Raw genomic sequence first — 24088 nt, 5'->3', positions numbered from 1 at the left:
TTAATCTTCCAGTTTTGGCACCGGGGAGTCGTCCGGCATTCTGACGTGAACCTGAATAATACGTCGGCTGTCGGCCATAGCGACCTTGAACTGGTAACCATCGATGTCAACGGACTCGCCGCGCGCCGGGAGATGGCCAAAGGCCTGCATCACCAGCCCGCCAATGGTGTCCACCTCTTCATCGCTGAAGTGGGTGCCAAAGGTCTCGTTGAACTCTTCAATGGACGCCAGAGCGCGCACCGTCCAGGTGTGACGGCTCAGCTGACGGAATTCGATATCGTCTTCTTCGTCGTACTCATCTTCGATTTCACCGACGATCAGTTCGAGAATATCTTCGATAGTCACAAGGCCGGAAACACCGCCAAATTCATCGATAACAATCGCCATGTGGTAGCGCTGGGAGCGGAACTCTTTGAGCATGCGGTCAACGCGCTTGCTTTCCGGAACCACCACCGCCTGGCGTAACACTTTTTCCATGCTGAAAGCGTCGGCATCGCTGCGCATAAACGGCAGCAGATCTTTCGCCATCAGAATCCCTTCGATGTGATCTTTGTCCTCGCTAATCACCGGGAAACGCGAGTGGGCCGATTCGATGATCACATCGAGGCACTCGTCCAGAGTCTGGTTGCGTTTCAGGGTAATCATCTGCGAGCGGGGGATCATAATATCGCGAACGCGCTGGTCGGCGATGTCCATGACCCCTTCGAGCATTTCGCGCGTATCTTCGTCGATAAGATCGTTCTGCCCGGAATCACGAATCAGCTCCAGGAGTTCATCACGGTTTTTCGGTTCACCGTGGAAAAGCTGGCTCAGAATGAGGGAGAAAAATCCCTTCTTGCTGGTTGTCGTGTCGCTACTGTGTGAATTGTCGTCGCTCATGGCGTAAGTTTAGGGTTCTCTTGTGAGTGTAAAGCTCGCCGCCGCAATGTTCCTTGTGCGACGGCATGGTCGGTCAGTGTCGCAAGATGCTTAACTGACTATTCTTTCTCGGCAATGTACGGATCCTCATAGCCCAGAGCAAGCATTATCTCTGTCTCGAGGGATTCCATCTCTTCCGCTTCTTCGTCTTCAATATGATCATAGCCAAGCAGATGCAGACTGCCGTGGATAACCATGTGCGCCCAGTGTGCGTCGAGCGGCTTTTGTTGCTCTTTCGCTTCCTGTTCAACCACCTGGCGGCAGATGATCAGGTCACCCAGCAGCGGCATTTCGATGCCCGGCGGTGCTTCAAACGGGAAAGAGAGCACGTTGGTCGGCTTATCTTTCCCGCGATAGGTCAGGTTCAGCTCGTGGCTTTCCGCTTCGTCAACCAGGCGAATCGTGACTTCTGACTCTTCCTGAAACTGCGGAATCACCGCATCCAGCCATGTTTGAAACTGACTTTCTTCCGGTAAACCGGAATTGTCATCACAGGCCAGCTGTAAATCGAGAATTACCTGACTCATTTGTGTTCTTGCTCCTGGGCTTCGCGTTTACGTTCCGCGGCCTGTTCTGCTTTACGTTTTTGTTCTGCTTCTTCCCATGCTTCATAGGCGTTAACGATGCGGGCGACCACTGGATGGCGCACGACATCTTCGCTGTTGAAGAAGTTGAAGCTGATTTCGTCTACTTCCGCCAGCACTTCGATGGCGTGACGCAGACCGGATTTAGTACTGCGCGGCAGGTCGATCTGAGTGATATCGCCAGTAATGACCGCTTTCGAGTTAAAGCCAATACGCGTCAGGAACATCTTCATCTGTTCGATGGTGGTGTTCTGGCTCTCGTCGAGAATGATGAACGCGTCGTTTAACGTGCGCCCGCGCATGTAGGCGAGTGGCGCTACTTCGATGACGTTACGTTCGATCAGCTTTTCGACTTTCTCAAAGCCGAGCATTTCAAACAGAGCGTCATACAGCGGGCGCAGATACGGATCCACTTTCTGACTTAAATCGCCAGGCAGGAAGCCCAGCTTTTCACCGGCTTCTACCGCCGGGCGGGTCAGCAGGATACGACGAATATCCTGGCGCTCCAGCGCATCGACAGCAGCGGCGACGGCCAGATAAGTTTTACCTGTACCCGCCGGGCCCACGCCGAAGGTGATGTCGTGGTCGAGAATATTGGCGATGTACTGCGCCTGATTTGGTGTTCGCGGCTTGATGACGCCACGCTTGGTTTTGATATTGATGGCTTTACCGTAGTCAGGCACGCTGTCGGCGCTCTGCTCCAGCACGCGCGCTTCTTTGATGGCGAGGTGGATATGTTCAGGCTCAATGTCCTGAGTCTCGCCGCGCATCGGGGCGGTATCGACATACAGGCTGCGCAGAATATCGGCAGCGGCGTTGACGCAGATGGCGCGTCCGGTAAGTTTGAAATGGTTATCGCGACGATTGATTTCGATACCCAGACGTCGCTCCAGTTGTTTGATGTTGTCATCAAACGGCCCGCACAGACTCAGCAGGCGAGCGTTGTCTGCTGGCTCAAGGGTAAGTTCACGCGTTTCTGTATTCAAACTGTTCCTCTTAATTTGAGTGTCGTCTTACAAGAAATTATTCACGCCACAGAAAAAAGGCGCAAGCTTATGCTTGCATATTGGGGACGCCGAGGGGAAATACAAGGCCTGCCAGAGCGACAGGCCTGAAGGAATTAAGGCTGGTAAACACCGACACCTAAATCATTCTCTTTACGGGTACGGGCGATAACGGACTCCGGCGTTTCGGCCACGCGCAGTCCCATTTCCGCTTCGGTGCGCACCAGTTTGCCGCGCATGGAGTTGGTCAGCACTTCCTCAATCTCGATATCAACAAACTTACCGATCATATCTGGCGTACCTTCGAAGTTCACCACGCGGTTGTTCTCGGTGCGCCCTGACAGCTGCATCAGACTTTTACGCGAGGTGCCTTCCACCAGGATACGCTGCGTGGTGCCGAGCATACGGCGGCTCCAGGCGGTCACTTGCTGGTTGATACGCTCCTGCAGAATATACAGACGCTGCTTTTTCTCTTCTTCCGGCACATCGTCCACCATATCGGCGGCAGGCGTGCCTGGACGCGCAGAGAAGATAAAGCTAAAGCTGGTATCAAAATTCACTTCACCAATCAGCTTCATGGTGCGGGCGAAATCATCGGTGGTTTCGCCAGGGAAGCCGACGATAAAATCGGAGCTTATCTGGATATCCGGGCGCGCTTCACGCAGTTTGCGGATAATCGCTTTGTATTCCAGCACCGTATGGGTACGACCCATCAGGTTCAGCACGCGGTCGGAACCGCACTGCACCGGCAGATGCAGGAAGCTCACCAGTTCAGGCGTATCGCGATAGACATCGATGATGTCATCGGTAAATTCAATCGGATGGCTGGTGGTGAAACGGACGCGGTCGATACCATCGATAGCAGCCACCAGACGCAGCAACTCGGCGAACGTGCCGGTAGAACCATCGTAGTTTTCGCCACGCCATGCGTTCACGTTCTGACCGAGCAGATTCACTTCACGCACGCCTTGGGCGGCTAGCTGGGCCACTTCGAACAGAATATCATCGCACGGGCGGCTGACCTCTTCACCGCGTGTATAAGGCACGACGCAGTAGGTACAGTATTTGTTGCAGCCTTCCATGATGGAGACGAACGCGCTTGGGCCATCGGCGCGCGGCTCTGGCAGGCGGTCAAATTTCTCGATTTCCGGGAAGCTGACGTCAACCACCGGGCTGCGATCGCCGCGAACCGAGTTGATCATCTCCGGCAAGCGGTGCAGGGTCTGCGGGCCAAACACGATATCGACATAATGCGCGCGTTGGCGAATCATTTTGCCTTCTTGTGAGGCCACGCAGCCGCCGACGCCGATAATCAGGTCCGGATTTTTCTTTTTGAGGAGTTTCCAGCGACCTAACAGGTGGAAGACTTTTTCCTGCGCTTTTTCACGGATTGAGCAGGTGTTAAGCAGCAGTACATCGGCTTCCTCTGCCACTTCAGTCAGTTGATACCCGTGGGTGGCATTCAGCAGATCGGCCATCTTCGATGAATCGTATTCGTTCATCTGACAGCCCCAGGTTTTTATATGGAGTTTTTTAGTCATCGACTTGCTCAGGCTCAGGATTGCAAGCCGCGTATTGTAATGGTTTGGTGGGGTTGTGACCAGTATGAAGGTTGGCTGCCTCAAGGGCGAAAAAATCCGGTAAACTTAAGGGATTCTCTTAGAAAGGATTATTGACCATGACACTCCAGAAAACCGAAATCGCCGTGGTCGGCGGTGGGATGGTCGGCGGCGCACTGGCGCTCGGACTGGCACAACAGGGATTTCAGGTAACGGTTATCGAGCAGGCTGCGCCGCCCGCGTTTGATGATGCTCAGCAGCCGGATGTGCGGATCTCGGCGATCAGTGCCGCGTCGGTCGATCTGCTGCGCGGTCTGGGTGTATGGGAGGCGATCCTGGCGATGCGCGCCCATCCGTATCGCCGTCTGGAGACATGGGAGTGGGAAAACGCACACGTGAAGTTTGACGCCTCAGAGCTCAAGCTGCCGCTGTTGGGTTACATGGTGGAAAATAACGTGCTGCAGTTAGCGCTCTGGCAGGCGCTGGAGGCGCACGACAACGTGACGCTGCGGGTGCCGGATTCCCTGAAAGCACTGCATTGCCATGAGGGCGGATATGTGCTGGCGCTGGATAACGGTGATGAGCTGGCTGTAAAGCTGGTGGTTGGTGCTGATGGTGCAAATTCACAGGTGCGGCAGATGGCCGGGATTGGCATTCATGCATGGCAGTATCAACAATCCTGCATGCTGATTACCGTTAAGTGCGAAAACGATCCGGGCGACAGCACCTGGCAGCATTTTACCCCCAACGGTCCGCACGCCTTCTTACCGCTGTTTGACTGCTGGGCGTCGCTGGTGTGGTACGACACTCCGGCGCGTATTCGCCAGTTACAGAGTTTGTCGATGGAGCAGTTACAGCGTGAAATCGAGAAACACTTCCCGGCGCGTCTTGGCAAAGTCACTCCGGTGGCGGCGGGTGGATTCCCGTTGACCCGTCGCCATGCCCTGCAATACGCGCGCGAAGGGCTGGCGCTGGTGGGGGATGCGGCGCATACCATTCATCCACTGGCGGGGCAGGGTGTGAACCTGGGCTATCGTGACGTGGAAGCGTTGTTGTCGGTGATGAGCAGCGCGCGCGGCCATGCGGAACCCTGGGCGAGTGCCGGTGTACTTAAGCGCTACCAGACGCGGCGTATGGCAGATAATTTCCTGATGCAGTCGGGGATGGATCTGTTTTACGCGGGGTTCAGCAACGATCTCGCACCAGTGCGTGTTCTGCGCAATATCGGCCTGATGGCAGCAGAACGCGCAGGCGGCCTGAAACGTCAGGCATTGAAGTATGCGCTCGGACTTTAGGCAGCTTTTCCCCTCTCCTTTGGGAGAGGGCCAGGATGAGGGAAACAAGCCGCACCGAGCAAAGCACAAAAACAAAAAAGCCCGCAGAGCGGGCTTTTTTGCTGTTAAGTGGCTGGGGTACGAGGATTCGAACCTCGGAATGCTGGTATCAGAAACCAGAGCCTTACCGCTTGGCGATACCCCAACAGGGTGCGTTAAACATCTAACGACTTTTTGAAATTGGCTGGGGTACGAGGATTCGAACCTCGGAATGCTGGTATCAGAAACCAGAGCCTTACCGCTTGGCGATACCCCAACAATTTTTTCTAGTTTACCGAAATAATCGATAAATTTCTAATTTGGTGGCTACGACGGGATTCGAACCTGTGACCCCATCATTATGAGTGATGTGCTCTAACCAACTGAGCTACGTAGCCAAACTGCTTTCTTCGATGGCTGGGGTACCTGGATTCGAACCAGGGAATGCCGGTATCAAAAACCGGTGCCTTACCGCTTGGCGATACCCCAATAATGCGGAGAACCGCTAAATCGAAGAATATGGCTGGGGTACCTGGATTCGAACCAGGGAATGCCGGTATCAAAAACCGGTGCCTTACCGCTTGGCGATACCCCATCCGTACAACGCTGACCTGGAAATGGTGCGGGAGGCGAGACTTGAACTCGCACACCTTGCGGCGCCAGAACCTAAATCTGGTGCGTCTACCAATTTCGCCACTCCCGCAAAAAAGATGGTGGCTACGACGGGATTCGAACCTGTGACCCCATCATTATGAGTGATGTGCTCTAACCAACTGAGCTACGTAGCCATCTTTTTTTCGCGTTACCTTATCGGCGTTGCGGGGCGCATTATGCGTATTGAGCCTTGCAGCGTCAATATCTTTTTCAATGAAAATCGCTGGATTGTGACTGTTTGGTTAGGTTGCGAACAGCGTGGCCGAATAATCGGCAATTATTGGTTATTAATCGCTTTTGTTCAGCAAAACGTGAGCAATAAAAAAGGCCCCGAAGGGCCTTCATGCGATCTCTGCGATTACTTATACGCTGACTGGTGAACCCCGACAGCGCGTCCTGATGGATCGTTCATGGATTTGAAAGATTCATCCCATTCGATGGCTTTCGCCGAGGAGCAGGCCACTGACGGGCCGCCAGGAACACATTCCGCAGCGCTCGGTACCGGGAACAGCTCTTCGAAAATTTCACGGTACAAATATGCTTCTTTCGAGCCTGGCGTGTTGTACGGGAAGCGGAAGCTGGCGGTTTCCAGCTGTTGATCGGTCACTTGCTTCGCCGCCACTTCTTTCAGAGTATCGATCCAGCTGTAGCCCACGCCATCAGAGAACTGCTCTTTCTGACGCCATGCGACGCTTGCTGGCAGGTAAGATTCAAAACATTCACGCAGAATATGTTTTTCCATTTTCCCGTTGCCGCACATTTTATCCTGCGGGTTGATGCGCATCGCCACGTCGAGGAACGATTTATCCAGGAACGGCACGCGGGCTTCAACGCCCCACGCAGACATCGCTTTGTTCGCACGAGCACAGTCAAACATGTGCAGCGCCTGCAGTTTACGCACCGTCTCTTCGTGCAACTCTTTGGCGTTTGGCGCTTTATGGAAATACAGGTATCCGCCAAACACTTCGTCAGAACCTTCGCCCGACAGCACCATTTTAATGCCCATCGCTTTGATTTTACGCGACATCAGATACATCGGCGTCGAGGCGCGAATGGTGGTCACATCGTAAGTTTCGATGTGATAGATAACGTCGCGAATCGCATCCAGACCTTCCTGCACGGTGAAGTGAATTTCATGGTGCACGGTGCCCAGATGGTTTGCCACTTCCTGCGCGGCTTTCAGATCCGGCGCACCTTCGAGGCCTACGGCGAAGGAGTGCAGTTGCGGCCACCAGGCCTCAGAGCGTTCACCGTCTTCCACGCGACGTGCGGCGAATTTCTTGGTGATGGCAGAGATAACGGAGGAATCCAGCCCACCAGAAAGCAGCACACCGTACGGCACATCTGACATCAGGTGGCTTTTGACGGAGTCTTCCAGCGCCTGACGCAGTTCGTTTTTGTCGGTGACGTTGTCTTTCACTGCGTCAAAATCAAACCAGTCACGCTGATAGTAATGGCGAATTTCGCCGTCTTTGCTCCATAGATAGCTGCCGGCCGGGAACTCTTTAATGGTGCGGCAAACCGGGACCAGGGCTTTCATTTCAGAGGCAACGTAGAAGTTACCGTGTTCGTCGTGGCCCATGTACAGCGGAATAATACCGAGATGATCGCGGCCGATCAGGTAGGCGTCTTTTTCGCTATCGTACAGCGCGAAGGCAAACATGCCCTGCAGATCGTCGAGGAACTCAGGCCCTTTTTCCTGATACAGGGCAAGGATCACTTCGCAGTCGGAACCGGTCTGGAAGGCGTAGCGGTCGCCATACTCTGCGCGCAGCGCCTGATGGTTGTAGATTTCACCGTTAACGGCCAGCGCGTGCGTTTTTTTCTCGTTATACAGCGGCTGGGCACCGGCGTTGACGTCGACAATCGACAGACGTTCGTGAGCTAAAATGGCTTTATCGCTTGCGTACACGCCGGACCAGTCTGGGCCGCGATGGCGCATCAGGCGAGAAAGCTCCAGTGCCTTTTTACGCAGTTCGCCCGCGTCAGTTTTAATATCCAGTACGCCAAAAATTGAACACATAACCTTCTCCGTTAACCCTGTTGCAGTGTGATGTTGCTTGCTTATGAAAATGCCGCAAAACAGGGTGTGCGCGCAACACTTTTACGGGTGGAAAAGCAAATAACGCAACAGGCATTGCCGAATGTTGAAAAAAGAGTATGTCGCGAGCGGTTTTATTGATGATTATTCAATGAATGACGATTTTTGTTAGATGCGGTGATGTTTTTGCGGCTTAAAAATGAAAAACCACGCTCGAGGGCGTGGTTTTTTGTCAGATAACGTCGATTTCAGCCACCGACGGATAAATCCAGCTCGGTCGGAACGGCATGGCGTCGATGTCGTCGAGCGTCGACACACCCGAGAGCACAAGGATCGTTTCAAGCCCGGCCTGGAAACCGGCCAGAATATCGGTGCGCAGATTATCGCCGACAATCACCGTGTGCTCGGAGTGGGCCTGCATTTTGTTGAGCGCCGCGCGGACAATCCACGGGCTCGGTTTGCCCACTACAAAGGGTTTGCGGCCAGATATTTTCTCGATACCGGCACAGAGCGCACCGCACGCCGGGTAGTAGCCACGGCCATGAGTGTCCGGGTTGGTGGCAATAAAGCGTGCGCCGTTCGCCACGAAGTAGGCCGCTTTGTGCATCATTTCCCAGTTAAAGGAGCGGGTCTCGCCGACAATCACAAAATCAGGATTCACATCGGTGATGGTAAAGCCTGCTTTATACAGCTCATGGATTAATGCGCCTTCGCCGACCACGTACGCTTTTTTCCCTTCCTGACGTTTCAGGAAATCGGCGGTCGCCATCGCGGAGGTGTAAAACACGCTATCCGGCACGTCGACGCCAGCGGTGGCGAAGCGGTTGGCCAGATCCTGCCCGGTCTGCGACGGATAGTTGGTCAGCAGAACCAGCGGCATTCCTTTTTCCAGAATACGGTTCAGAAACTCAGCGGCACCGGGCACCGCAACGTTATCGTGCATCAGCACGCCGTCAATATCACAAATCACATTCTGAATGGTCATGAACTACCTGGCATCTCAAAAAAAGAAGGCGTCACTATAAAGCGCTCTTAGCTTTCCAGCAAACGCTGGAGCAGCAGACCGTTAAGCATGGCGCGTTTCACCAGCGCAAAAGCGCCAATGGCGGAGCGATGATCGAGCGTCGAGCGCACCACCGGCAGATTCTGACGGAAGGCTTTCAGCGCCTGAGTATTAATGCAGCCTTCGATCGCCGGAAGCAGCACTTTCTCAGCCTCGGTGATCTCACCGGCGATCACCACTTTCTGCGGGTTAAACAGGTTGATGGCAATGGCGATGGTTTTGCCCAAATGACGGCCCACTTGCTCAATCACTTCGCAGGCGAGGGCGTCGCCTTTGTTGGCGGCTTTGCAGATGGTGTTGATCTTGCAGTCTTCCAGCGTGATGCGGCTTTGATAGCCCTGTTCAAGCAAATGGCGCACACGATGTTCAATCGCAGCATTGGCGGCGACCGTTTCCAGACAACCAAAATTGCCGCAGTGGCAGCGCTCGCCAAGCGGGTCTACCTGAATGTGTCCAATCTCACCGACGTTGCCGTTACGGCCAATAAAAATGCGTCCGTTGGAGATAATCCCGGCACCTGTTCCTCGGTGTACGCGCACCAGAATAGAGTCTTCGCAATCCTGACTCGCACCAAAGTAGTGCTCCGCCAGCGCCAGGCTGCGGATATCGTGCCCGACATAACAGGTGACGTTGAAACGTTTTTCCAGCGCACCGACCAGCCCCCAGTTTTCAACCTGAATATGCGGCATATAACGAATCACGCCGCTTTCCGGGTCGACCAGGCCAGGCAGGATAACCGAGATGGCGATCAGCTCGCGGATTTTACGCTGGCAGCTTTCAATAAACTGCGCAATGGTATTCAGCAGGGCGTGTTCCAGCGTTTCTTGCGTGCGTTCCGGCAGGGGATAGTGTTCTTCTGCCACTACTTTGCTGCTCAAATCATACAGAGTGAGCGTGGTGTCATGACGACCCAGGCGCACGCCAATGGCGTGGAAATTGCGGGTTTCAGTAATGATAGAGATGGCGCGGCGGCCCCCGGTGGAGGCCTGCTGATCGACTTCTTTAATCAAGCCGCGCTCAATAAGCTGACGCGTGATTTTAGTCACGCTGGCGGGTGCAAGCTGGCTCTGTTCGGCAATCTGTATGCGCGAGATCGGACCATGCTGGTCAATCAGGCGATACACCGCCGCACTGTTAAGTTGTTTAACGAGGTCAACATTACCAATTTGAGCTTGTCCGCCAGATGTCATACTTTTACTTACTCAGTGACGACCTCGTTACCATTAACGATGGTCTTAATAATTTTATAATCGCGTGTGAAGGCGGTGAGGTTGGCCACCATGCCCGGTGCGATACCGCCCAGCTCTTTATCCACGCCGATAGCGCGAGCCGGGTAGAGTGTTGCCATACGCAGCACTTCATCCAGCGCAATGCCGCAATGTTCAACCAGGTTACGTACCCCTTCGATCATCGTCAGCGCCGAGCCGCTCAGCGTTCCGTTCTCATCCACGCACAGTCCATTGCGGTAGTATATTGTTTTACCAGCAAAAATGAACTGCTCAATGTTTGCCCCTGCTGGCGCCGTGGCATCAGTCACCAGGCACAGCTTATCGCCCTTGAGGCGTTTCGCGTTGCGGATATTGGTGTAATCCACATGCAGGCCATCAGCGATAATGCCACAGTAAACGTCTGGCTCATCAAGAATCGCACCGACCAGCCCAGGTTCACGACCGGTAATGTACGGCATCGCGTTATAAAGGTGCGTTGCAAAGGTAATACCTGCACGGAAACCGGTTTTGGCTTCGGCGAGCGTGGCGTTGGAATGACCCGCAGAAACCACGATACCCGCGGCTGCCAGTTGACTTATCACTTCTGGCCCGGTCATTTCAGGCGCCAGCGTTACTTTGGTGATCACGTCCGCGTTGGCGCACATGAAATCGACCAGCTCGGCGTCCGGCTTGCGCACGTAATTCGGGTTATGCGTGCCTTTCTTGACGATGTTCAGCCACGGACCTTCAAGGTGCAGACCCAGCGCCTGATGCGGATATTTCGCCAGGTATTCACGCATCACGCGGATACCTTGCTTCATTAATTCGTCGTCGGAGGTAATGAGTGTTGGCAGATAGCTGGTACAGCCCGATTTCTCGTTGGCTTTCTGCATGATCTCCAGCGTTTCAACGGTGACTGCCTCTGGCGAGTCGTTGAACTGCACGCCGCCGCAGCCGTTCAGCTGGACGTCGATAAAACCGGGGGAGATGATTGCTCCATTGAGTGAGCGTTGTTCGATCTCCGGCGGCAGTTCAGCCTGCGGGCAGACACGTTCAATCAAGCCATTGGCGATAACAATCGCATGGTCATCCAGAATTTCATGGCCGGTATAAATCCGACCGTGGGTTAAAGCGTACATAAGACCCCCGGTTTAAAAATTCAGCCGCCTCTTTGGGAAGAGGCGGCTAGTCAATTACAGACCTTTAATATTTTCAGCTTCTAACTCGTTGAAGTATTTCAGCGTCTTCACTTTCAGTTCCATCGTAGATGGCTCGTCGCATACCACCACGGCTTTTGGATGCAGCTGCAGGCAGCTGATGGTCCACATGTGGTTCACGTTGCCTTCAACGGCGGCTTGCAGCGCCTGTGCTTTCACATTGCCCAGCACCAGAATCATCACTTCTTCGGCATCCAGCAGGGTGCCCACGCCAACGGTCAGGGCGTATTTAGGCACCTGATTCACGTCGCCGTCAAAGAAGCGGGAGTTTGCCACGCGGGTGTCATGGGTCAGGGTTTTAATACGGGTACGAGAGGCCAGTGAAGAAGCCGGTTCGTTGAACGCGATATGACCGTCGTTACCCACGCCGCCCATGAACAGGTTAATTTTGCCATAAGAGCGGATTTTTTCTTCGTACTGACGGCATTCTGCGTCAATATCAGGCGCGTTGCCATTCAGCAGGTTAATATTTTCAGGTTGAATATCAACGTGATCAAAGAAATTGCGGTGCATGAAGCTATGGTAGCTCTCCGGATGCTCCTTCGCTAAGCCTACGTATTCGTCCATGTTGAAGGTCACAACATGTTTAAAGCTAACCTGGCCTGATTTATGCATTTCGACCAGAGCCTTATACGCGGTCAGCGGGGTGCCACCGGTTGGCAGGCCGAGAACGAAAGGACGATCGGCAGTAGGTTTGAACGCGTTGATACGGTTAACGATATGGCGTGCAGCCCATTTACCGACTTGTTCAGCTGTAGCCAGGGGAATCAGTCTCATTGTTCACCTCTAAAGTTAAAGTTAAAAAAAGTGGGCGGATGGCGCGCCTTGACCTTAAATAAGCGTAACCTGGATCACGCAGGGCAGGGGTCAATCCGACTTGATTTTTTGAATGATAAAATAAGTTTTCACTGTTAGCCAGCAAAAGGGAGGGTTAATAACGGAATTTGGTGACAAAACTCACAAAAAGTATGCATTTAATTTGCGATACGAATTAATTTCTCACACACTCAGAATGCCAGTGATTCATCAACTGTATCGATAAGTTAGTGACACAATAAAAAACAGCTGAGAACGTGCCTTAAACGGGGTCTCATAGGGGGAAGCACAAGTGAGTATTCTAGGTTATTTACAAAAGGTTGGCCGCGCACTGATGGTGCCGGTTGCCACGCTGCCAGCGGCAGCAATTCTGATGGGTGTGGGCTACTGGATTGACCCAGTAAGCTGGGGTGGTGATAACGCACTTGCGGCGCTGTTCATCAAGTCCGGTTCCGCGATCATCGACAATATGTCTGTGCTGTTTGCGATTGGTGTCGCTTACGGTATGTCCAAAGATAAAGACGGTGCAGCAGCATTAACCGGTTTTGTGGGCTTCCTGGTGTTGACCACACTCTGTTCTCCGGCAGCGGTTGCCATGATTCAGAAGATCCCAGTGGACCAGGTGCCTGCTGCGTTCGGTAAGATCAGCAACCAGTTCGTCGGTATCCTCGTGGGTATCATCTCTGCAGAACTGTACAACCGCTTCAGCGGCGTTGAGCTGCCGAAGGCGCTGTCGTTCTTCAGCGGCCGTCGTCTGGTGCCGATTCTGACCTCCTTCGTCATGATCGCTGTGGCGTTCATCCTGATGTACGTCTGGCCGGTTATCTTCGACGGTCTGGTAAACTTCGGTGAGCACATTCAGAAACTCGGTTCTGCGGGCGCAGGTATTTACGCCTTCTTCAACCGTCTGTTGATTCCGGTCGGTCTGCACCACGCCCTGAACTCCGTGTTCTGGTTTGACGTTGCAGGTATTAACGATATCCCTAACTTCCTCGGCGGCGCACAGTCCATCGAAACAGGTAAAGGCATTGTCGGTATTACCGGTCGTTATCAGGCGGGCTTCTTCCCGATTATGATGTTCGGTCTGCCGGGTGCGGCGCTGGCCATCTACCACTGCGCACGTCCAGAGAACAAAGCGAAAGTTCTGGGTATCATGATGGCAGGCGCATTCGCGGCCTTCTTCACCGGTATCACCGAGCCGCTGGAATTCTCCTTCATGTTCGTGGCGCCGGTTCTGTACGTGATCCACGCTGTGTTGACCGGTATCTCCGTGTTCATCGCTGCTTCGATGCACTGGATTGCAGGCTTCGGCTTCAGTGCGGGTCTGGTGGATATGGTGCTGTCGTCCCGTAACCCGCTGGCGACTCACTGGTGGATGCTGATCCCTCAGGGTCTGGTGTTCTTCGTGATTTACTACGTGGTGTTCCGCTTCACTATCACCAAATTCAACCTGATGACTCCGGGTCGCGAGCTGGCTGTTGCCGGTAGCGAAGCTGATGGCCAGGACGTGAATGTGAGCGGTGATAAAGAGCAGGACGTTGCAGGCCTGGCGCGTCAGTACATCGCCGCTGTTGGTGGTTCTGACAACCTGACCGGCATCGACGCCTGTATCACGCGTCTGCGCCTCAACGTGAAAGATTCTTCTCTGGTTAACGAAGCGCTGGCAAAACGCCTGGGTGCATCTGGTGTGATTCGTCTGAACAAAACCAGCGTGCAGATTATCGTAGGCTTCGTGGCGGAAAAAATCGCTAACGCCATGAAAACCACCGGTCCGGTAGCGGCTTCTGAAGCTGCTCCTGTCGCCGCTGCACCTGTTGCGGCTAAACCTCAGGCGGTTCCTAACGCTACCACCATCGCGGCGCTGGTTTCTCCAGTCACCGGTGAAGTCGTTGCCCTGGAGCAGGTTCCTGATGAAGCATTCGCCAGCAAAGCGGTCGGTGACGGCGTAGCAGTGAAACCAACGGAAAAAACCGTGGTTTCTCCAGCAGCCGGCACCATCGTGAAAATCTTCAACACCAACCATGCGTTCTGCCTCGAAACTGAGAAGGGTGCTGAGATCGTGGTCCACATGGGTATCGACACCGTTGCCCTGGGTGGTCAAGGCTTCACGCGTCTGGTTGAAGAGGGTGCCGAAGTGGTGGCAGGTCAGCCGATTCTGGAAATGGATCTGGACTTCCTGAACGCCAATGCGCGCTCCATGATTAGCCCGGTTGTTTGCAGCAACATCGACGACTTTAGCGGTCTGGTTCTCCAGGCGAAAGGTCAGGTCGTTGCCGGTCAAACGCCACTGTACGAGATTAAAGGCAAGTAATCGCTCCTGAGTAGAGTCATGCCTTAAGCGGCGGGGGTAATCCTCCGCCGCTTTTTTTTGCAGCAATCCTCCCCAATATTCACTTCAAAGCCATTTTTTGCATAACTAAAGGTTGTCACTACGTCCGGCTTATAAGATCATATCCCGTTATACGTTGTTGACGCTTTGAGGAATCCACGATGAGTGAGGCTGAAGCCCGCCCGAGTAACTTTATTCGCCAGATCATCGATGAAGATCTGGCCAGTGGTAAGCACACCACAGTTCATACCCGTTTCCCGCCGGAGCCAAACGGCTACCTGCATATCGGTCATGCGAAATCCATCTGCCTGAACTTCGGCATTGCGCAAGACTACCAGGGCCAATGCAACCTGCGTTTCGATGACACTAACCCTGTTAAAGAAGACATCGAATACGTTGAGTCCATTAAGAACGACGTGCAATGGTTAGGCTTCAGCTGGTCTGGCGATATCTGCTACTCCTCGGACTATTTCGATCAGCTGCACGCGTACGCCGTAGAGCTTATCAACAAAGGCCTGGCCTACGTTGACGAGCTGTCTGCTGACGAAATCCGCGAATACCGTGGCTCGCTGACGGCGCCGGGTAAAAACAGCCCGTTCCGCGATCGCAGCGTCGAAGAAAACCTCGCGCTGTTCGAGAAAATGCGTGCAGGTGGCTTCGAAGAAGGCAAAGCCTGTCTGCGTGCCAAAATCGACATGGCGTCACCGTTCATCGTGATGCGCGATCCGGTGCTGTATCGCATTAAATTTGCCGAGCACCACCAGACTGGCAACAAGTGGTGCATCTACCCGATGTACGACTTCACCCACTGCATCAGCGATGCGCTGGAAGGCATTACGCACTCTCTGTGTACGCTGGAGTTCCAGGACAACCGTCGTCTGTACGATTGGGTTCTGGATAACATCACCATCCCTGTGCATCCGCGTCAGTACGAATTCTCTCGTCTGAATCTGGAATACACCGTGATGTCCAAGCGCAAGCTGAACCTGCTGGTGACCGACAAGCATGTCGAAGGCTGGGATGACCCGCGTATGCCGACTATCTCTGGTCTGCGTCGTCGTGGCTATACCGCAGCGGCTATTCGCGAGTTCATCAAACGTATCGGCGTGACCAAGCAGGACAACACCATTGAGATGGCGTCTCTGGAATCCTGCATTCGCGAAGATCTGAACGAAAACGCGCCGCGCGCTATGGCAGTTATCGATCCGGTTAAACTGGTTATCGAAAACTACCCGCAGGGCGAAAGCGAGCAGGTCACCATGCCGAACCATCCGAACAAACCGGAAATGGGCAGCCGTGAAGTGCCGTTCAGCGCTGAGATCTGGATCGATCGCGCTGACTTCCGCGAAGAAGCGAACAAGCAGTACAAACGTCTGGTGCTGGGCAAAGAAGTTCGCCTGCGCAATGCGTACGTGATTAAAGCTGAGCGCGTTGAGAAAGACGCCGAAGGCAACATCACCACTATCTTCTGCAGCTACGACGCGGAGACCCTGAGCAAAGACCCTGCGGACGGACGCAAAGTGAAAGGCGTGATTCACTGGGTGAGCGCAGCACACGCGCTGCCGGTCGAAATTCGTCTGTACGATCGTCTGTTCAGCATTCCGAACCCTGGCGCGGCGGAAGATTTCCTGGCGACCATCAACCAGGAATCATTGGTTATCAAGCAGGGTTATGCAGAACCTTCCCTGAAAACAGCCGAAGCGGGTAAAGCGTATCAGTTCGAGCGTGAAGGTTACTTCTGCCTTGACAGCCGTTATGCAACCGCTACCAAACTGGTATTTAACCGTACCGTTGGTCTGCGTGATACCTGGGCCAAAGCTGGCGAGTAAGCCTGGTCAATGAGAGACAAACGCCGCTTAACGCGGCGTTTTTTTTGCTTATCGATCATGCGATTACTTGAAGTGAATATTTTTGACGTAAAAATAGTGCGTCAATGAGCTGCTACTTATTTTTTTTAATAAAGTTTCGAGTAACTTGAATTAAGTCGAATAAAGAGATGTAAGCGCTATCAAATAAGTTTACCTACTGAATTTTACCGATTTTTTCCGCTTAAGCCTTGTCGGAAGCGATATGTTTCAAATCGCTACCAATTATGTGCACTTCGTCATAATCCTGCATTTTGCTCACTGAAAAGCATTGATAATTCGCGTCGCGAAAAATAGTCTAAAGGCGGTAGTTAATTCGAGGGTATTTCTGACTACCCCTGACCATTAGGTCTTTTAGATTTTTCGCCGTTTAAGGCGCTTTTATTCGTCAAAGAGGAACAATCTATGCGTACGTTCAGTGGCAAACGTAGTGCGCTGGCGATGGCTATCGCCGGTGTGACAGCAATGTCGGGCTTTATTGCAGCTCCGCAGGCTCAGGCAGCAGGCTTTATCGATGATTCGACACTCACGGGCGGTATCTATTACTGGCAACGTGAACGTGACCGTAAAGACGTCACCGATGGCGACAAATACAAAGTAAACCTTTCTCACTCCACCTGGAACGCTAACCTGGATTTCCAGTCTGGTTATGCCGCTGATATGTTCGGTCTGGATATTGCTGCGTTCACCGCTATCGAAATGGCGGAAAACGGCGATAGCGCGCACCCCAACGAAATCGCGTTCTCCTCCAGTAACAAAGCCTACAAAGAAGACTGGTCTGGCGATAAGAGCGGGATCAGCCTGTATAAAGCGGCAGCTAAATTCAAATACGGTCCAGTATGGGCGCGTGGCGGTTACATTCAGCCAACCGGCCAGACGCTGTTAGCACCACACTGGAGCTTTATGCCGGGTACCTATCAGGGTGCTGAAGCTGGGGCAAACTTTGATTACGGCGATGCGGGTGCGTTGAGCTTCTCCTACATGTGGACCAACGAGTACAAAGCGCCGTGGCACATCGAGATGGACAAGTTCTACCAGAACGATAAAAAGACCCGCGTGGAATATCTCCACTCTCTCGGCGCGAAATATGACTTCAAAAACGATCTCGTGCTGGAAGCGGCGTTTGGTCAGGCTGAAGGTTATGTCGATCAGTACTTCGCCAAAGCCAGCTACAAATTCGATATCGTTGGTGGCCCATTGACCACCAGCTACCAGTTCTACGGCACACGCGACAAAGTCAGCGATGGCAGCGTGAACGATCTGTATGACGGCACCGCATGGCTGCAGGCGCTGACTTTTGGCTACAAAATCGGGCAGGTGGATTTACGCCTCGAAGGGACTTACGTCAAAGCCGAAGGGCAGCAGGGCTACTTCCTTCAGCGTATGACGCCAACCTATGCATCGTCCAACGGTCGTCTGGATATCTGGTGGGATAACCGCTCTGACTTCAACGCCGACGGCGAAAAAGCACTCTTCTTCGGTGCGATGTATGACCTGAAAAACTGGAATCTTCCGGGCTGGGCAGTGGGTGCTTCCTACGCTTACGCATGGGATGCGAAGCCGGGTGACATGGCGACGCCAGACGCTTACTACGATCCTAACTATCGTCTGAAAGAGTCTTCTTACAGTCTCGATGCGATGTACACCCTGCAGGACGGTCGCGCTAAAGGCACTATGTTCAAACTGCACTTCACGCAGTATGACAACCATTCCGACATTCCAAGCTATGCAGGCGGTTACGGCAACATCTTCCAGGATGAGCGTGACGTGAAATTCATGGTTATCGCGCCATTTACCATCTTCTGATGAACTGTCCGGCGGGACATTCCCGCCGGAATGGAGACCGACATGTTGAAGAAATTAGTCATTGTCGCAGTACTGGCATCAGGACTGGCTGCGTGCGCTCAGCCTCAGGCCCCGAAAGAAGATTCTCGTCTCAAAGAGGCTTACAGCACCTGTATCAATACCGCTGAAGGCTCGCCGGAAAAAATCCAGGCCTGTCAGAGCGTGTTGACGGTACTGAAGAAAGAAAAGGCACATGAGCAGTTCGCCACGCAGGAAAACGTCCGCGTGATGGATTACCAGGCCTGTATCCAGGCGCGTAAGACGGGTAATGGCGAAGCGGTGAAAGCCGATTGCGGTCAGCTCTGGCAGGAGATTCGCAACAATAACGCGCAGTAATTCGCGTTGATTAACGCCCGGCAGCGAAAGCTCGCCGGGCGTTTTTGCATTTATTTCAGGCAAAAAAAAGCCAACCGTCAGGTTGGCTCAGAGTATGAAAACACGATTATTTTGTATCGTGAGCGTGCTCGTTTTCGCGGCAATCGCCTTCAGCACAGTGACCATACAGATACAGGCTATGGTTGGTCAGACGGATGCCATGACGAGTGGCGATTTCACGCTGACGTGCTTCGATAGAGTCATCGCTAAACTCAATCACCTTGCCGCAGTCGAGGCAAATCAGGTGATCGTGGTGATGCTGCTGCGTCAGTTCGAAAACGGATTTACCGCCTTCAAAATTGTGGCGGGTGACAATTCCGGCGTCATCAAACTGGTTCAGAACGCGGTATACGGTCGCCAGTCCAATCTCTTCGCCCATGTCGATCAGACGTTTGTATAAGTCTTCCGCACTGACGTGATGGTTGTCCGGTCCTTGCAGAACTTCCAGGATTTTTAAACGAGGAAGCGTCACTTTCAGGCCAGCCTTCTTTAATGCGGTATTGTTGTCAGTCATGCGGAATCTGTCCTGTTGCTAAACGGTTCACTTCTTTAGAGGAAATGAAAGAAAATGCAGTTGGGATAATGCGTCTCATTATAGAACTGCCATGCCTAAATGAAAACTGCAAGTCTCAAGCAAAGTATGCTTATAAAAACGTGGTATCACCAACAAACTTGTTCGATGGCATCCACTGTAACCCTGGGACATTGTACAGGTATGAACACAAAAGTTAAAAATTTGTAGCAATTATTTTGATTGGAATTATCTATCAATGAGGCATGGCGTAAATCGCCATGCCTCACAGATTTGATCAGGCGTTCAGAATATCGTCGAGGTGCAGTTCTTCGCGGATCTGTTTTACCCACTTGTCGACGCGCTCTGCGGTCAATTCTGGCTGACGGTCTTCGTCAATCGCCAGTCCGACAAAGTGATCGTCGTCCGCCAGGCCTTTAGAGGCTTCGAAATGATAGCCCGCCGTTGGCCAGTGGCCGACGATCGCGGCACCGCGTGGTTCAATGATGTCGCGAATAGTCCCCAGCGCATCACAGAAGTATTCCGCGTAGTCTTCCTGGTCGCCGCAGCCAAACAGGGCCACGAGCTTGCCGTTGAAATCGACTTCTTCCAGCGTCGGGAAGAAATCATCCCAGTCACACTGCGCTTCGCCGTAGTACCAGGTCGGAATGCCGAGCAGCAGAATATCGTAGCCTTCGAGATCTTCCTTGCTGCTCTTAGCAATGTCATGCACGTCGGCAACGTCTTTACCAAGCTGTTTTTGAATGTTTTTTGCGATGTTTTCGGTATTACCGGTATCGCTGCCGAAAAAAATGCCGATGATTGCCATGAGTGAAATAACCTCTTGAAACTTAATGGTATGGTGGCGCAATTTGTCCACGGATAAGGGCAATCATAGCAGAACAGGGAAGTCTGCGGAAACAGCTATCACGCGGGACTGCACTCTGTGCTACATGAAAAGGACTATTGGGTGGATTTTCGGACGATCACCTGGTGCTGCGCCATGCCTGAAGTTGTGCCATCAGCATCTCTTCAATCAGCTCACTGCGGCTGATCTCGCGCGCATCGGCCAGCTCCGTTAAGGCGTCGACAGCCTCCGCGTTGAGTTTTAGCTCGACGCGTTTAAGCCCACGACTCTTGTCGCGTTTCAGCTGATTGCGCTTATTGATGCGCAACTGTTCATCACGCGAAAGCGGATTGGTTTTTGGTCGTCCCGGTCGACGTTCAGTCGCGAACAGATCTAATGTCGTGCGGTCCGTTTGTTCTTTGGCCATGATTCAGAGACTTCGGGGGAAAACAAGCAGCCCTGCTATTGCCGGGGCGATGAGCGCGACATCATACATGACGTCAACCTGCACGCCAACGACTGGTAGCCTGCGGGCAATCAGTCGCTGGCTTTTTAATCAAATCGCGTTATCAGAGAGATAGCGGCGTATTGCTCGCAGCACCGCTTCTGGTTTTTCGGCGTGAACCCAGTGCCCGGCTCCGGCAATCACATGCGCACGCGCCTGTGGGAATTGCGCCAACAGGGCGTCGCGATATGCGTCGGTCACATACGGAGAATTGCCCCCGCGAATGAACAGGGTAGGGTGCGGCCAGGCCGGAACCTTCTGCCAGCCGACAATATCCGAATACTGGTCCCACAGCACCGGCACATTAAAACGCCATGCGCCATCGACGAATGATTTCAGCAGAAACTGCACCACGCCTTCTTCATCAAGATGCTCGCGCATTACCGCAGCGGCTTGCTGGCGAGTCGACACGCCTGCATCGGTCACGGCATTAATGGCGGCAAAAATTTCGTCGTGACGGCGCACGTCATAATCCACCGGCGCGACATCAATCACTACCAGCTGATCGATACGCTCAGGCGCCAGCGCCGTCAGCGCCATCACCGCTTTGCCACCCATCGAATGGCCAATCAGCGTCGCCTTTTCAATATTGTTCGCATCGAGCGTATCCAGCAGATCCTGCGCCATCACACTGTAGGTCATCTCCGGGCTGCGATCGGAAAGCCCGTGGTTGCGCATATCCACCTGCAGGATATCGTGGTCGGCCACCAGATCGCGCGCCAGCACGCCCAGGTTATCGAGACTGCCAAACAGGCCATGAACCAGTACGATGGGGGAATTATTGTTCGGCGATTGTGCAGATTGCGCTCGGCTATTCAATTTCATGGCAAAGTTCTTTTTTTACAGGTGTCAGGTTAGGGTATTATGTTGACCATTCTGCCGCCCGGCTGCAAGGTTCCAGTTTAATCTGACTTTTTGCCGCTGGCCGGGCTTGACCCTATTCGCGGTTGGGATTAGCCCTTATAATCCCAACGACTTGTATTCAGATAAGATATTGCACTGGATTAAGATGAAAACAATCGAAGTTGATGATGAGCTCTATCAGTATATTGCCAGCCACACGCGACATATTGGCGAGAGTGCGTCCGACATTTTACGGCGTATGCTGAAATTTTCCGCCGCCTCACAGCCTGCAACTCCGGTTTCTAAAGAGGTTCGTCAGCCAAATGCGGTTGCTGAAGTTAAAGCCGTCGCTCCGGTGAAAGATAAAGTGCGCGCGGTGCGTGAACTGCTGCTTTCCGATGAATACGCCGAGCAGAAAAAAGCGGTTAACCGCTTTATGCTGGTGCTGTCTACACTCTATTCACTGGATAACAAAGCGTTTGCTGAAGCCACCGATTCGCTTCATGGCCGTACCCGCGTCTACTTCGCGATCGACGAGCAAACGCTGATTGCAAACGGCAATCAAACCAAGCCTAAACATGTCCCTGGTACGCCGTACTGGGTGATCACCAATACCAATACCGGACGCAAATGCAGCATGGTCGAACACATCATGCAGTCGATGCAATTCCCGGCGGAATTGATTGAAAAGGTTTGCGGTACCATTTAACCCTTGCACAGGAAGGACCAGGCAATGGCAAATCACGATCGTGCGGGTCAGCCTGCACAACAAAGCGATTTGATTAACGTCGCTCAACTTACCGCTCAGTACTATGTACTGAAGCCAGAAGTGGGTAACGCAGAACACGCAGTGAAGTTTGGGACGTCTGGCCACCGTGGCAGCGCGGCGCGCCACAGCTTTAACGAACCGCATATTCTGGCCATTGCCCAGGCCATCGCGGAAGAACGCGCCAAAAATGGCGTGACCGGTCCGTGCTATGTCGGTAAAGACACTCATGCGCTGTCCGAACCGGCATTCATTTCCGTGCTGGAAGTGCTGGCCGCGAACGGCGTTGACGTTATCGTGCAGGAAGACAACGGCTATACCCCAACGCCTGCGGTCTCGAATGCCATTCTGGTGCACAACAAAAAAGGCGGCGCGCAGGCTGACGGTATCGTCATCACCCCTTCGCACAACCCGCCGGACGACGGTGGTATCAAATACAATCCGCCAAACGGTGGCCCGGCTGATACCAATGTCACCAAAGTCGTCGAAGACCGCGCCAATGCGCTGTTGGCTGATGGTCTGAAAGGTGTAAAACGTATTTCTCTGGATGCCGCGATGGCTTCCGGTCATGTGAAAGAAGTGGATCTGGTTCAGCCGTTTATCGAAGGGCTGGCCGATATCGTTGATATCGCCGCGATTCAAAAAGCGGGCCTGAAGCTGGGCGTGGACCCGCTCGGCGGCTCCGGTATCGAATACTGGAAGCGCATTGCCGAATTCTACAAGCTGGATCTGACCATCGTTAACGATCAGGTTGATCAGACCTTCCGCTTTATGCACCTCGACAAAGACGGCGCCATCCGTATGGACTGCTCCTCCGAGTGTGCGATGGCCGGTCTGCTGGCCCTGCGTGACAAGTTCGATCTGGCGTTTGCTAACGACCCCGACTACGACCGTCACGGTATTGTCACCCCTGCGGGCCTGATGAATCCGAACCACTATCTGGCCGTTGCGATCAACTATCTGTTCCAGCATCGTCCACAGTGGGGCAAAGAGGTGGCCGTCGGTAAAACGCTGGTCTCTTCCGCGATGATTGACCGCGTGGTGAACGATCTGGGCCGTAAACTGGTAGAAGTGCCGGTGGGCTTCAAGTGGTTCGTTGATGGTTTGCACGACGGTAGCTTTGGCTTTGGCGGCGAAGAGAGCGCGGGCGCGTCATTCCTGCGTTTCGACGGTACGCCGTGGTCCACGGATAAAGACGGCATCATCATGTGCCTGCTGGCAGCGGAAATCACCGCCGTCACCGGTAAGAACCCGCAGGAGCATTACAACGAGCTGGCCGCTCGCTTTGGTGCGCCGAGCTACAACCGTATTCAGGCCAGTGCTACTTCCGCGCAGAAAGCGGCGCTGTCTAAGCTTTCTCCAGAGATGGTGAGCGCGGATACGCTGGCGGGTGACCCGATCACCGCGCGTCTGACGGCGGCACCGGGTAACGGCGCGTCTATCGGTGGCCTGAAAGTGATGACGGCGAACGGCTGGTTTGCTGCGCGTCCTTCCGGTACGGAAGATGCGTACAAAATTTACTGCGAAAGCTTCTTAGGCGACGAACACCGTAAGCTGATTGAGAAAGAAGCGGTAGAGATTGTGAGTGAAGTGCTGAAGAACGCATAACTCTGCGGTCTGTTTGCCGGGTGGCGGCTCCGCCTTACCCGGCCTACAAAACTGCTCTGCGGTCTGATGCCCTCACCCCAACCCTCTCCTTGTACGGTCCGGGGACATGGTAGACAGGTGTTCGGGGACATGGTGAACACTATTTAACATCCTTTACCCATGGTGATCGACTTTTTCTTCAGGTCGATCACCCCCACTTTCGTGCTGTACCACCACA

The 24088-nt window shown here is 53.4% G+C and carries 20 protein-coding genes and 7 tRNA genes; 7 read left to right on the top strand and 20 right to left on the bottom strand.

Translation table 11 applies throughout. From position 1 onward, the window contains the following. The 4 genes from corC to miaB form a co-directional block, all read right to left on the bottom strand. On the bottom strand, window positions 1-879 hold the full coding sequence (gene corC / locus JBO43_RS10930; RefSeq protein ID WP_095281233.1) for a CNNM family magnesium/cobalt transport protein CorC: 879 nt from the start codon (window positions 877-879) through the stop codon (window positions 1-3). Window positions 880-977: 98 nt separating this feature from the next. Then, window positions 978-1445, bottom strand: coding sequence for an rRNA maturation RNase YbeY (ybeY, locus tag JBO43_RS10925; protein WP_095281234.1), 468 nt, complete (start codon window positions 1443-1445; stop codon window positions 978-980). Further along, window positions 1442-2488, bottom strand: coding sequence for a PhoH family protein (locus tag JBO43_RS10920; protein ID WP_165790668.1), 1047 nt, complete (start codon window positions 2486-2488; stop codon window positions 1442-1444). The genes ybeY and JBO43_RS10920 overlap by 4 nt, the downstream gene beginning before the upstream one ends. Window positions 2489-2622: 134 nt before the next feature. After that, window positions 2623-4047 (bottom strand): tRNA (N6-isopentenyl adenosine(37)-C2)-methylthiotransferase MiaB, encoded by a 1425-nt coding sequence (gene miaB / locus JBO43_RS10915; protein ID WP_103946674.1) that lies wholly within the window; start codon window positions 4045-4047, stop codon window positions 2623-2625. Window positions 4048-4184: 137 nt separating this feature from the next. On the opposite strand from miaB, the gene ubiF reads away from it, so the two are divergent. After that, a complete protein-coding gene (ubiF, locus tag JBO43_RS10910) occupies window positions 4185-5360 on the top strand; it encodes a 3-demethoxyubiquinol 3-hydroxylase (protein WP_202674294.1) in 1176 nt (391 codons plus the stop codon). 109 nt (window positions 5361-5469) lie between these two features. On the opposite strand, the gene JBO43_RS10905 is transcribed toward ubiF, so the two are convergent. The 12 genes from JBO43_RS10905 to nagB form a co-directional block, all read right to left on the bottom strand. Next, window positions 5470-5544: transfer RNA gene (locus JBO43_RS10905), tRNA-Gln, on the bottom strand. Window positions 5545-5580: 36 nt separating this feature from the next. Continuing rightward, window positions 5581-5655 (bottom strand) — tRNA-Gln (locus JBO43_RS10900). A 44-nt stretch (window positions 5656-5699) separates the two neighbouring features. After that, window positions 5700-5776 (bottom strand) — tRNA-Met (locus tag JBO43_RS10895). A 16-nt stretch (window positions 5777-5792) separates the two neighbouring features. After that, window positions 5793-5867, bottom strand: a tRNA-Gln gene (locus JBO43_RS10890). 31 nt (window positions 5868-5898) lie between these two features. After that, window positions 5899-5973, bottom strand: a tRNA-Gln gene (locus JBO43_RS10885). A gap of 23 nt (window positions 5974-5996) precedes the next feature. After that, window positions 5997-6081, bottom strand: a tRNA-Leu gene (locus tag JBO43_RS10880). 8 nt (window positions 6082-6089) lie between these two features. Beyond that, a tRNA-Met gene (locus JBO43_RS10875) sits at window positions 6090-6166 on the bottom strand. Window positions 6167-6390: 224 nt separating this feature from the next. After that, window positions 6391-8055 carry an asparagine synthase B gene (asnB, locus tag JBO43_RS10870; protein WP_095281238.1) on the bottom strand — a complete coding sequence of 555 codons (1665 nt, stop codon included), beginning with the start codon at window positions 8053-8055 and terminating at the stop codon, window positions 6391-6393. A gap of 250 nt (window positions 8056-8305) precedes the next feature. Continuing rightward, window positions 8306-9058: a ribonucleotide monophosphatase NagD gene (nagD, locus tag JBO43_RS10865; protein WP_095281239.1), complete on the bottom strand. Its 753-nt coding sequence runs from the start codon at window positions 9056-9058 to the stop codon at window positions 8306-8308. A 47-nt stretch (window positions 9059-9105) separates the two neighbouring features. Then, a complete protein-coding gene (gene nagC, locus JBO43_RS10860; RefSeq protein WP_095281240.1) occupies window positions 9106-10326 on the bottom strand; it encodes a DNA-binding transcriptional regulator NagC in 1221 nt (406 codons plus the stop codon). Window positions 10327-10334: 8 nt separating this feature from the next. Beyond that, a complete protein-coding gene (gene nagA / locus JBO43_RS10855; protein WP_095281241.1) occupies window positions 10335-11483 on the bottom strand; it encodes an N-acetylglucosamine-6-phosphate deacetylase in 1149 nt (382 codons plus the stop codon). Window positions 11484-11537: 54 nt separating this feature from the next. After that, window positions 11538-12338, bottom strand: coding sequence for a glucosamine-6-phosphate deaminase (gene nagB / locus JBO43_RS10850; protein ID WP_095281242.1), 801 nt, complete (start codon window positions 12336-12338; stop codon window positions 11538-11540). Window positions 12339-12669: 331 nt separating this feature from the next. Between nagB and nagE the strand changes: the two genes are divergently transcribed. The 4 genes from nagE (at window position 12670) to chiQ (ending at window position 18752) form a co-directional block, all read left to right on the top strand. Next, window positions 12670-14688 (top strand): N-acetylglucosamine-specific PTS transporter subunit IIBC, encoded by a 2019-nt coding sequence (gene nagE, locus JBO43_RS10845; protein ID WP_095281243.1) that lies wholly within the window; start codon window positions 12670-12672, stop codon window positions 14686-14688. Between the two features lie 179 nt (window positions 14689-14867). Beyond that, a complete protein-coding gene (gene glnS, locus JBO43_RS10840) occupies window positions 14868-16535 on the top strand; it encodes a glutamine--tRNA ligase (RefSeq protein WP_103946670.1) in 1668 nt (555 codons plus the stop codon). Window positions 16536-16976: 441 nt separating this feature from the next. Then, window positions 16977-18377 (top strand): chitoporin ChiP, encoded by a 1401-nt coding sequence (gene chiP, locus JBO43_RS10835; protein ID WP_103946669.1) that lies wholly within the window; start codon window positions 16977-16979, stop codon window positions 18375-18377. A 45-nt stretch (window positions 18378-18422) separates the two neighbouring features. After that, the gene (chiQ, locus tag JBO43_RS10830; protein ID WP_095284209.1) at window positions 18423-18752 is read left to right on the top strand and encodes a ChiQ/YbfN family lipoprotein; all 330 of its coding nucleotides are present in this window, start codon (window positions 18423-18425) and stop codon (window positions 18750-18752) included. A gap of 106 nt (window positions 18753-18858) precedes the next feature. Here chiQ and fur read toward each other — a convergent pair whose 3' ends face one another. The 4 genes from fur to ybfF all read right to left on the bottom strand — a co-directional run bounded on the left by fur (window position 18859) and on the right by ybfF (window position 21479). Then, window positions 18859-19305 (bottom strand): ferric iron uptake transcriptional regulator, encoded by a 447-nt coding sequence (gene fur / locus JBO43_RS10825; RefSeq protein WP_064325325.1) that lies wholly within the window; start codon window positions 19303-19305, stop codon window positions 18859-18861. A 295-nt stretch (window positions 19306-19600) separates the two neighbouring features. Beyond that, window positions 19601-20131 (bottom strand): flavodoxin FldA, encoded by a 531-nt coding sequence (gene fldA / locus JBO43_RS10820; RefSeq protein WP_059178645.1) that lies wholly within the window; start codon window positions 20129-20131, stop codon window positions 19601-19603. A gap of 157 nt (window positions 20132-20288) precedes the next feature. Next, window positions 20289-20576, bottom strand: a complete 288-nt coding sequence (gene ybfE, locus JBO43_RS10815) for a LexA regulated protein (protein WP_095281246.1) — start codon at window positions 20574-20576, stop codon at window positions 20289-20291. A gap of 129 nt (window positions 20577-20705) precedes the next feature. Next, entirely contained in the window at window positions 20706-21479 is a 774-nt protein-coding gene (gene ybfF, locus JBO43_RS10810) for an esterase (protein WP_202674293.1), read from the bottom strand. 184 nt (window positions 21480-21663) lie between these two features. Here ybfF and seqA point away from each other — a divergent pair, with 184 nt between their 5' ends. Further along, complete coding sequence (gene seqA / locus JBO43_RS10805) at window positions 21664-22206, top strand: replication initiation negative regulator SeqA (RefSeq protein ID WP_095281248.1); 543 nt, start codon at window positions 21664-21666, stop codon at window positions 22204-22206. A 24-nt stretch (window positions 22207-22230) separates the two neighbouring features. Next, a complete protein-coding gene (gene pgm, locus JBO43_RS10800; RefSeq protein ID WP_103946666.1) occupies window positions 22231-23871 on the top strand; it encodes a phosphoglucomutase (alpha-D-glucose-1,6-bisphosphate-dependent) in 1641 nt (546 codons plus the stop codon). Window positions 23872-24088: the final 217 nt, after the last annotated feature.

The organism is Lelliottia jeotgali, from assembly GCF_016771845.1.
In the GTDB taxonomy this organism is placed as follows: Bacteria; Pseudomonadota; Gammaproteobacteria; order Enterobacterales; family Enterobacteriaceae; genus Enterobacter; species Enterobacter jeotgali.
Note: the sequence above shows the minus strand (reverse complement) of the source record. Positions and strands in the feature narration are given on the sequence as shown.